Source organism: Sphaerotilus sp., from assembly GCF_013299175.1.
Classification (GTDB): domain Bacteria; phylum Pseudomonadota; class Gammaproteobacteria; order Burkholderiales; family Burkholderiaceae_C; genus Sphaerotilus.
On record NZ_JAAFKF010000018.1, the window covers coordinates 36,496 to 46,349 of the forward strand.

The 9,854-nt window shown below is 71.3% G+C and carries 8 protein-coding genes; 4 read left to right on the forward strand and 4 right to left on the reverse strand.

Going from position 1 to position 9,854, the window contains the following annotated elements:
- Positions 1-213 precede the first annotated feature (213 nt).
- Together QZW52_RS05175 and QZW52_RS05180 are read left to right on the forward strand one after the other, a co-directional pair.
- The gene (locus QZW52_RS05175; RefSeq protein ID WP_293996008.1) at positions 214-933 is read left to right on the forward strand and encodes a winged helix-turn-helix domain-containing protein; all 720 of its coding nucleotides are present in this window, start codon (positions 214-216) and stop codon (positions 931-933) included.
- Positions 930-2,387 (forward strand): ATP-binding protein, encoded by a 1,458-nt coding sequence (locus QZW52_RS05180; protein WP_293996010.1) that lies wholly within the window; start codon positions 930-932, stop codon positions 2,385-2,387. Before QZW52_RS05175 ends, QZW52_RS05180 begins: the two co-directional genes overlap by 4 nt.
- Here the strand turns inward: QZW52_RS05180 and QZW52_RS05185 are convergent.
- From QZW52_RS05185 to QZW52_RS05200, 4 genes are read right to left on the reverse strand one after another with little or no spacing between them, the layout of a single operon-like run.
- A complete protein-coding gene (locus QZW52_RS05185) occupies positions 2,315-3,139 on the reverse strand; it encodes a hypothetical protein (protein WP_293996012.1) in 825 nt (274 codons plus the stop codon). The two genes, QZW52_RS05180 and QZW52_RS05185, sit on opposite strands and share 73 nt — an antisense overlap.
- Positions 3,117-4,712: an ATPase, T2SS/T4P/T4SS family gene (locus QZW52_RS05190; RefSeq protein ID WP_293996014.1), complete on the reverse strand. Its 1,596-nt coding sequence runs from the start codon at positions 4,710-4,712 to the stop codon at positions 3,117-3,119. Before QZW52_RS05190 ends, QZW52_RS05185 begins: the two co-directional genes overlap by 23 nt.
- Before the next feature lie 7 nt (positions 4,713-4,719).
- Positions 4,720-5,289 carry a disulfide bond formation protein B gene (locus QZW52_RS05195; protein ID WP_293996016.1) on the reverse strand — a complete coding sequence of 190 codons (570 nt, stop codon included), beginning with the start codon at positions 5,287-5,289 and terminating at the stop codon, positions 4,720-4,722.
- Positions 5,286-5,753, reverse strand: a complete 468-nt coding sequence (locus QZW52_RS05200) for a RidA family protein (protein ID WP_293996018.1) — start codon at positions 5,751-5,753, stop codon at positions 5,286-5,288. Before QZW52_RS05200 ends, QZW52_RS05195 begins: the two co-directional genes overlap by 4 nt.
- Before the next feature lie 183 nt (positions 5,754-5,936).
- Between QZW52_RS05200 and QZW52_RS05205 the strand changes: the two genes are divergently transcribed.
- Both QZW52_RS05205 and QZW52_RS05210 read left to right on the forward strand, forming a co-directional pair.
- The gene (locus QZW52_RS05205) at positions 5,937-8,417 is read left to right on the forward strand and encodes a DNA internalization-related competence protein ComEC/Rec2 (protein WP_293996020.1); all 2,481 of its coding nucleotides are present in this window, start codon (positions 5,937-5,939) and stop codon (positions 8,415-8,417) included.
- Positions 8,414-9,854: circularly permuted type 2 ATP-grasp protein (locus tag QZW52_RS05210; protein WP_293996022.1), on the forward strand; the 1,441-nt coding region annotated here is incomplete at its 3' end. The genes QZW52_RS05205 and QZW52_RS05210, both read left to right, overlap by 4 nt.

Sequence of the window (9,854 nt, forward strand, 5' to 3'; positions counted from 1 at the left end):
TGTTGGTTTCACGCGCATTGTTGTGTTAAATTCGTAACTGTCGTGAATTTAGTTTGATTCTCCAGTTCCCCCGCACCGTGCCACTCCGGTGGCGCGGGCTTTCAGGCCCGGCCCATTTTGGTCGGGCCTTCTTTTTGTTTCAAACTAAGGCCGCCTTCATTCCCAGCCGGTACCATCGGGGCATTCACCGAGACTGAGGGATATTTTCAAATCATGCGATTGCTGCTGGCGGAAGACGACCCCTTGCTGGGCGATGGTTTGCGCGCCGGGTTGAAAGCCCTGGGCTTCCAGGTCGATTGGGTGCGCGATGGGGTGGCCGCCGAACGGGAGCTGCTGAACCAGACCTACACCGCGGCAATCCTCGATCTGGGCCTGCCCCGCGTCGATGGCATGGACGTGCTGCACAACCTGCGCACCCGCGGCGTGGCGACCCCCGTGCTGGTGCTGACGGCGCGCGACGCCGTGCCCCAGCGCATCCAGGCGCTCGACCTCGGGGCAGACGATTACGTGGTCAAGCCCGTCGATCTGCATGAACTTGCCGCCCGCCTGCGCGCTCTGGTGCGCCGCTCGCATGGACAGGCCCAGGACCGCCTGAGCTGCAACGGCGTCGATCTGCAACCCGCGTCCCGTGAAGTCTGGGCGGACGGCGAGGTGGTCAAGCTCTCCAGCCGCGAGTTCAGCCTGCTGCATGTGCTGATGCTGCGCCCCGGCCGGGTGCTCACCCGCGAGCAGCTCGAAAACCACCTCTACGGCTGGGGCGAGGAAGTCGGCAGCAACACCATCGAGGTCCACGTCCACCACCTGCGGCGCAAGCTCGGCTCCCACCGCATCCGCACCGTGCGCGGTGTCGGCTACGCGTTTGCCGCCCAGTCCAGCCCGGCAGGCACGGGCGACACCGTCACCGGCACCGACAGCGGTCTCGCACCGCTGTGACCACCCGCGTGGCCAGCAGCTCGCTGCGCACGCGGCTGCTGCGGCGGGTGCTGGCGGGAGTGTCGCTGCTGTGGTTGCTGGCGGCGGTGCTGGCCTGGGCCGACACGCGCCGCGAACTCGATGACCTGCTTGACGGCCACCTGGCGCAGTCGGCGGCGCTGCTGGTGGCGCTGCAGTTGCAGGACGGTGGCGAAGTGCTGCTGCCGCCGGCCAACAACCTGCACCGGTACTCGCCGCGGGTGGCCTTCCAGGTCTGGCGAGCGGGCCAGCTCGACCTGCACTCGTGGAACGCGCCGGCCGAGCCGCTGGCGCCCCTGCAACCCGGTTTCCACGCCACACGGCTGGCCGGACGGGACTGGCGTGTCTTCGCGGCGCGGCCCAGCCAGTCCGACGTGATCGTGCTGGTCGGCGAGCTGAGCTATTCGCGGGCCGAGATCCTCCAGGCGGTGCTGCGCAGCTCGCTCCTGCCGTTGCTGGTGGCGCTGCCGCTGCTGGGGTTGAGCGTGTGGTGGGCGGTGCGGCTCGGGCTGGTGCCGCTGGACCGGCTCGGCAAGGAGCTGGCGGGCCGCGACCCGGCCGCGCTCGACCCCATCCAGATGCACGACGCCCCCACCGAGCTGCTGCCCCTGGTGAGCGCCCTCAACGAGCTGTTCGACCGGACGACCGCGCTGCTGGCGTCCGAGCGCCGCTTCACCGCCGACGCCGCGCACGAGCTGCGCACGCCGATCGCCGGCATCCGCGCCCAGGCGCAGGCGGCGCTGGCCGTCCACGACCCGGCTGCGCGCCGCCATGCGCTCCAGGCCACGCTGGTCGGCTGCGACCGGGCCACGCGGCTGGTGCAGCAGTTGCTCACGCTGGCCCGCCTGGAGGCCGAGCCGCAGGCGCGCCTGGGCCATGTCGATCTGGTGGTGCTGGCGCGGGACGAAGTGGTCGAGATCGCCTCGTGCGCCTTCGACGAAGGGCAGGAGCTGCAGCTCGACGCGCCGGAGGACGTGGGCTGGCTGCAGGTGCGGGCCGAACCGACGCTGCTGGCAGTGCTGCTGCGTAACCTGATCGACAACGCGCTGCGCTACAGCCCGCGGGGGGCGACGGTGCGTGTTTCCGTGGTGCCGGTGATGCCGGACTGGGTGATGCTGGTGGTCGAGGACAGCGGCCCCGGCTTGCCGCCCGAACACCTGGCGCGGCTGGGCGAACGCTTCTTCCGCGCGCTGGGCAACGAGCGGCCGGGCAGCGGCCTGGGCTGGTCCATCGTGCGCCGCATCGCGCTGGCGCTGCACCTGTCGGTGGAGGTGGACCGCTCGCCGGAGCTGGGCGGCCTGCGGGTGCAAGTGGGCATGCGGCTGGCGGGTTCCGACCCCGACGAGCCGACCGACACCGCGCCTCAGGGTGTGGCGGCGCCTGCGTCCGCCGCCCTGTCGCCCGCCAGATCCACAGCGTCCCGGTCCCAGACATAGCGGCACAGCGTCTTGCTTTCGGGCAGCAGGTAGATCACCTGGGTGGACTCGGTCGGCGGTGGCGCAGTGTCGGCGTGGTCGCTCTGTGCCCAGACCGGGCGCAGGCTGCGGCCCTGCGGCGTGCGCGCAAAGGCCCGCAGGCGGCGATCGAGCGTGGCCGCATCGCCCGGATCGAACCGCTCCCACAGCAGGTCCACCGGCAGCCCGTCGATCAGGCGGATCAGCGTCGCCCCCTCGTCGCGCAGCAGCACCAGCACGGCGTCCTGGTCACGGATCTGGTCGCGCAGCCGCTGCCATTCGTCGAACAGCATGGGCTGCATGTCCGCCAGGTACACCCCGGACTGCGAGAGCGCATCCGTCCAGGCCGCCAGATCACTGGTGTTGATGGCGCTGGCCAGCCAGCGGTGGCGCTTGCGGCCCAGCGGCAGCAGCATCACGTGGCGCTCGCCCGGCCCGAGCGCCTGGTCGAAGTGGGCACGGGCCTGCGCGAGCACCATGGCCCGCGAGCCTTCCCCCTCGATCAACCGGTGCAGCACGTATTCGTCGGCGACGCGCAGCCGGGCGATGGAGGGCAGCGTGTCCACGTCGGCCAGCCGCAGCGCCGCCAGCGCAGCGGAGAGGGCCGCACCGCCACTGCCGCCGGCGCTGGCCGAGGCCTGGCTGTGCGCTGTCCAGCCCGCGCCCAGCAACTGCGCCTGGCAGCCCCGCATCCGCAGCTCCAGCAGCAGCTCAGACCGCCAGCGCAGCGACACGTTGCGCTTCCTCCCGCGACACCAGCCCGGCGGTGACCCAGTCGAGCGCGGCGTCGTGCAGGCCGGTGTAGCCGTCCCGTGCCGCGGCGGCGTTCCATGCCTGCGGCGAGGCGTGCGTGGCGAGCAGGTCGGCCAGCAGCGGCGTCACGGTCAGCCAGCGGCTCACCACCTGCCGGCCGATCTGCCCGGTGTGGTCGCAGTCCGCGCAGCCTGCGCCGCGCACCGAGGGCGGCTGCCCGGCCCGTGCCGGCGCCACCGGGCGGCTGCACGACGGGCAATTCAGGCGCAGCAGACTCTGCATCAGCACCCCGCGCAGCGCACTCGCCAGCAGCGGTGCCGGCCAGCCCTGGCGCTCCAGCCGCACCAGCGCCGACCACGGGTCCGGCGCCGCCACGCACAGCACCACCGGCCGGCCCCGCAGCACCTCGTCGGCCAGCCGCACCGCCGACACCGGCCCGTCCAGCTCGTCGATGAGCAGGAGATCCAGATCCTGCGCGAAGGCCGCGTCCAGCACGTCCGGGGTCGGTTGCGGCAACAGCAGCACCCGCTGGCCGGCCGCTGTCCGCTCGCGGGCCAGCGCCTGCAGCGTCTCGGACTTGCCTGCACCAGGCGGCGACACCAGCAGCCACAGGCCATGTGCGCGTTGCAGGGCGCTGCGCAGCCGGTCGAGCGTGGAGCTGTCGTGGCCGAGCGCGTCGAGGCTGGGGGTGTGGTCCGCCGCAACGTGCGTCGGCAGGCGCAGCACGGCCGCCCGTTCGGTGCGCCCGTCCGCCGTGTCGCGGGACAGCACGGTGATCTGTGCCGTCAACTGCCGTCCGGCGTGGACGACCGGCAGGTGCCCGTCCCGCGTCGCCGCCGACTGCAGTGCGTCGAACACGGCGTTGAACGACGGTGCCGATGCGTCAAGATCGGCGGCGGCGGCGGCGGGGGGCGGTGCGCGGTGCAGCACGCCTTCGACGCGCATCCGCCATGTGCCAGGTGCCTCGCGGCCGGTTTCCCCCGCTTCAGCCTGCAGCCAGTGGACATGGGTGGCGCGGGCGCTCAGGGCCTGGCGCAGCACGCCGTTGATGTGGCGCAGCGCGTCCGATTCGGCCGGCACGTCACGACCGGGCCGGCGCACGCCCGTGTGGCGGGCCTCGTCGGCGAGGCGGGTGTGCTCGATGCGGTCCACGAAGCCGAGCAGTGCCTGTACTGGCGTGACATACCAGCGCGTGCGCGGGTGGCCGGCGTCGCGCAGGCGGGCTTCGAGCCAGAGGCGGTGGTCGCGGTCGAAGGGGTCGGCCAGCACCAGGGCGACCGCGCCATCCGCTGCCCGCAAGGCCACGCACAGGCGCTGTCGGCTGACCTCCAGGGGAATCAGGCGGGTATCGACCTGCGCGACCGTGGCCCGGCTCAGCTCGGCCGGGGGCATGCCGCTGGCGAGTCCCAGCCAGTCGCGGAAGGCGCTGTCCTGCGCGGACGGCGGCACGGGGCGGTGGGTGTCGGCGCTGTAACGCCGCATCAGGCGCTGGACGACCCGTTCGGCCTGTTCCTGCGCCAGTGCTCTGGTCTGTTCCTGCTCGCTCTCGCTCATGGCGCCATTAAGCCCCAGTCTGGCGGCCCGCAACGCCCCGTGCCCACGGGTCCGCATCCCCAGGCTCCGGGGCAAGGACGGCCCACACCAGCCCGGCCGACAGCCCCGCCACCAGCCCGAACAGCGCCGCACTCCACAGCTCGAACGGCACGCCCAGCAGCGACACCGCCGCGTCCGCGCACGACGAGCGCACCTCGAACACCTCGGGTTGCCACGCATCCAGCCCGAGGCCCGAGACGATCCGGTCGGCCAGCGTCATGTCACAGGAGGGCAGCTTGGCGGCGACCAGGTTCTGGTAGAGCGCCGCGGCGACCCCCGCCAGCCCGAGTGCGGCCATCAGCACCGCGGACAGCGCCGTCGAGACACGCCCCGCGCTTCTGGCCGGCAGTGCGGCGGCCAGCAAGGCCACGGCGGCGATCGCCAGGTACAGGATGCGCTGCAGGATGCACCACGGGCACGGCTCCATCCCGTGGACATGCTGCGCGTAGAGCGCGCCACCCACGCTGGCCAGACACGCCAGCGCGACCAGCGCCAGGGCGAGCCGGGTGTGGCGCTGCAACAGGCGGATCGGGGTCATTCGGTGTCGGCGATCTCGGCGATCAGCTCGATCTCGACGCAGGCGCCCAGCGGAATCTGCGCCACACCGAAGGCGCTGCGGGCGTGGGCGCCGATCTGGTCGCCGAAGACCTGCGCGAAGAGCTGCGACGCGCCGTTGGTGACGAGGTGCTGCTCGGTGTAGTCGCCGGTGCTGTTGACCAGGCTCATCACCTTGACGATGCGGCGCACGCGGCCCAGATCGCCCACGGCGGCTTGCAGCGTGCCGAGCAGGTCGATGGCGATGGCGCGGGCGGCCTGCTGCCCCTCTGCGGTGGTCATGGTCTTGCCGAGCTGGCCGACCCAGGGCTGGCCGTCGCGCTTGGCGATGTGGCCGGACAGGAAGACCAGGTTGCCGGTCTGCACGAAGGGCACGTAGGCAGCGGCGGGGATGGCCACGGGCGGCAGCGTGATGCCCAGGTCCTGGAGGCGTTCGGAGATGTTCATGGCAGTGGGGAAGAGGAAGGGAATGGAATGGAATGCTGAAAATGAAAAAAACTACAGTGGCCATGGTGTGCCATCTGCACGATCCTACACTGGTCGCAGCTCAATCGAACTGAGCGGAACTGAGCGGAACTGAGCGGAAGGGCAGGACGGATGCGGGCGTCAGACCGGGGGAGCGGTGGGGTCGTGTGGGCCGGGGCCGGGGGCTTGCTCGGCACGGCGTGGCAGTTGCAGCAAGCCACGCTGGCCGGCCCGGATGGGCGCTGGCTGGCGGTCAGCGTGGCGCTGGGGCTGGTGGTGGCGGGCAAGGTGTCGGGCTGGACGGCCGGATGGCGGGCCGCGGTGTGGACCCTGCTGGCGGCGGCTCTGCTCGCGTGGTCGCTGACCGACTGGCGCGCCGGGCAGCGGCTGGCCGACCGGCTGGACCCGGCGCTGGAGCTGCAGACGCTGTCCGTCACCGGTGTGGTGTCCGGTTTGCCCGTGTGGCGGCCGGATGGCGTGCGCTTCGATCTGGTGGTCGATGCGGCCGATCCGGTGCCACCCCAGGGCGTGCCGTCTCGCCTGAGTCTGGCGTGGTATCCCGCAGGCGATGGGGCGGGCTTCACCGCGAAGACCATGCCGCGGGCGGGCCAGCGGTGGCGCCTGTCGGTGCGGCTGCGCCTGCCGGACGGGCCGGTCAATCCGCACGGGTTCGACATGGTGCTGGCGCTGTTCGAGCGCGGGGTGGGGGCGGTGGGCACGGTACAGAACGCCGTGCTGCTGGCGGAAACCGGCCGTGAACCCATCGATCGGTTGCGCCAGAACCTGCGCGACCGCCTGCGCCAGACGCTGGGCGACACCCCGGCGGCGGGGCTGCTGGCCGCGCTCGCGGTGGGCGACCAGGCGGCGATCGAGCGCGGGGACTGGGCCGTGTTCCGCACCACGGGTGTCGCGCATCTGGTGTCGATCAGCGGGCTGCACGTCACGCTGCTGGGCTGGCTGGGCGGGCTGGTGATCGGGCGGTGCTGGCGGCTGCGCAGTGCGTGGCTGCTGGTGCGGCCGGCACCGGTGGTGGCGCGCTGGGGCGGGCTGGGGGTGGCGGTGGGGTATGCCCTGCTGGCGGGCTGGGGCGTGCCGGCGCAGCGCACGGTGGGGATGCTGGCCATCGTCGTGGGGCTGCGCAGCGGGGCGTGGCGCTGGTCGGGCGGGCGCATCCTGCTGGCGGCGGCCGTCGGCGTGGTGACGCTGGACCCGTGGGCGCTGCTGCAGGCGGGGTTCTGGCTGTCCTTCGTCGCGGTGGCGCTGCTGATGCTGGGTGGCACGGCGCCGTCCGACACGGGCACGACAGCGAGGGCCCTCGGTTGGCGTGGACGCGCCCTGGCCGAGCTGCGCAGCCTCTGGCGCACGCAGTGGGTGGTCACGGTCGGGCTGGCGCCGTGGACGCTGCTGTTCTTCCAGCAGGTGTCGCTGGTGTCGCTGCTGGCCAATGCGGTGGCGATTCCGGTGGTGACGCTGCTGGTCACGCCGCTGGCCTTGCTCGGGCTGGTGTACGCGCCGCTGTGGGGCTGGGCGCTGCCGGTGGTCGAGGGCTTGATGGCGGTGCTGCAGACGCTGGCGGCGTGGCCCTGGGCGAGCGTGCATCTGCCGGCGGTGCCGCTGTGGGCGCAGGCGCTGGGTGTCGCGGCTGCCGCCTTGCTGGTGGCGCCGCTGCCGCTGGGGTGGCGGCTGGCGGGGTTGCCGCTGCTGCTGCCGATGGGGTGGCCCGTGTTGCCGGTGCCGCCGCAAGGAGAATTCGAGCTGCTCGCCGCCGACATCGGCCAGGGCAACGCCGTGCTCCTGCGCACCGCACACCACACCCTGCTCTACGACACCGGCCCCGCCTATGGCCGCCATGGCGAGGCGGGCAATGCGGGGGAGCGGGTGCTGGTGCCGCTGCTGCGGGCACTGGGCGTGCGCAGGCTAGACCAGATGGTCATCACCCACCGCGACACGGACCACAGCGGCGGCGCAGCGGCGGTGCTCCAGGCGCTGCCGGTCGGCCTGGTGCAGAGTTCGCTGGAGCCGGGCCACCCGCTGCGCCAGCACGCGCCGCACCAGCGTTGCACCGCCGGCACGCGCTGGGTGTGGGACGGCGTGGCCTTCGAGTTCCTGCACCCCGAGGCCGCTGACCATGACCGGCCGGGCATCGCCGTGCTGCGGCCCAACGCGGTGTCGTGCGTGCTGCGGATCGCGTCGGCCCGCGGGCGGGCGGCGCTGTTGACGGCCGACATCGGCATCGACCAGGAGCTGCGCCTGGTCATCCGACAGCCGGAGCGCCTGAAGGCCGAGGTGCTGCTGGTGCCGCACCACGGCAGCGGCTCCTCCTCGACGGTGCATTTTCTCAAATCGGTGCAGCCGACCTGGGCTATCGTGCAGGCGGGGCGGCACAACCGCTACGGGCATCCGGCGCCTGCGGTGATGGCGCGTTACGGCGCACAAGGCATCGCGGTGGTTCAGACGCCCCATTGTGGTGCATGGCACTGGCGCAGTGCCGATGGCGCCCAAGACTGCACCCGCAGGCAGCGTCCGCGCTACTGGCAGCGACCCGAGTCGGTGCCCGTGGTGGTGGAGGCGCTGAAGGATGGCCCTGATATTGCTAAGTCTTCTTCCACCGGCTCCAACGCTTTCAACGATCCACCACCCCCATGAGACCGATGTTCGACGAAATGAATTCCACCGATGCCGAGGCCGCAGCCAGTGGCGCTGCGGTGCGGGAACACTATCGGACCTATGCGCGCTGGCTGGCCCAGCAGCCGCCCGAGGTGATGCATGCACGGCGCGAAGAGGCGGAGATGATCTTCCGGCGCGTCGGGATCACCTTCGCCGTCTACGGCGACAAGGATTCCGGCGAAGGCACCGAGCGGCTGATCCCCTTCGACCTGATTCCGCGCGTCATCCCCGCCCACGAGTGGCGCGAGATGGAACAGGGGCTGAAGCAGCGGGTCACGGCGCTCAACCGCTTCATCCACGATGTCTACCACGGGCAGGAGATCGTCAAGGCGGGCATCGTGCCGGCCGACCAGATCCTCTCCAACGCGCAGTTCCGCCCCGAGATGATCGGCGTGGACGTGCCCGGCGGCGTGTACTCGCACATCTCCGGCATCGACATCGTGCGGGCGGCCAACCCGGATGGCAGCGGCAACTACTACGTGCTGGAGGACAACCTGCGCGTGCCCAGCGGCGTGAGCTACATGCTCGAAAACCGCAAGATGATGATGCGGCTGTTCCCGGACCTGTTCGCCAACCACCGCATTGCCCCCGTCGCGCATTACCCCGACCTGCTGCTGGAGACGCTGCGCGAGGTCGCCCCGAACGGCGTCAACGACCCGACGGTCGTGGTGCTGACCCCCGGCATGTACAACTCGGCCTACTTCGAGCACGCCTTCCTGGCCCAGCAGATGGGCGTCGAGCTGGTCGAGGGCCAGGACCTGTTCGTGAAGGACAACTTCGTCTTCATGCGCACCACGCGCGGCCCGAAGCGCGTGGATGTCATCTACCGCCGGCTGGACGACGACTTCCTCGATCCGTTGGTGTTCCGCCCGGACACGACGCTGGGTTGCCCGGGGCTGCTGTCGGTCTACCGGGCCGGCAACGTCACGCTGTCGAACGCGGTCGGCACGGGGGTCGCCGACGACAAGTCGATCTACGCCTACGTGCCCAAGATGATCGAGTTCTACCTCGGGGAAAAACCGATCCTGAACAACGTCCCGACCTACCTTTGCCGTGAGAAGGACGACTACCAGTACGTGCTTGACCACCTGCACGAGCTGGTGGTGAAGGAGGTCCACGGCGCGGGCGGCTACGGGATGCTGGTCGGCCCGGCGTCCACCAAGGCCGAGATCGCCGCCTTTCGCGCGCAGCTCGTCGCCAACCCGAGCAACTACATCGCCCAGCCGACGCTGAGCCTGTCCACCTGCCCGACGTTCGTCGAGTCGGGCGTGGCGCCGCGTCACATTGACCTGCGACCCTTCGTGCTGTCGGGCAAGTCGGTGCAGATGGTGGCGGGCGGCCTGACCCGCGTGGCCCTCAAGGAAGGCTCCCTGGTGGTCAACTCGTCGCAGGGCGGTGGCACCAAGGACACCTGGG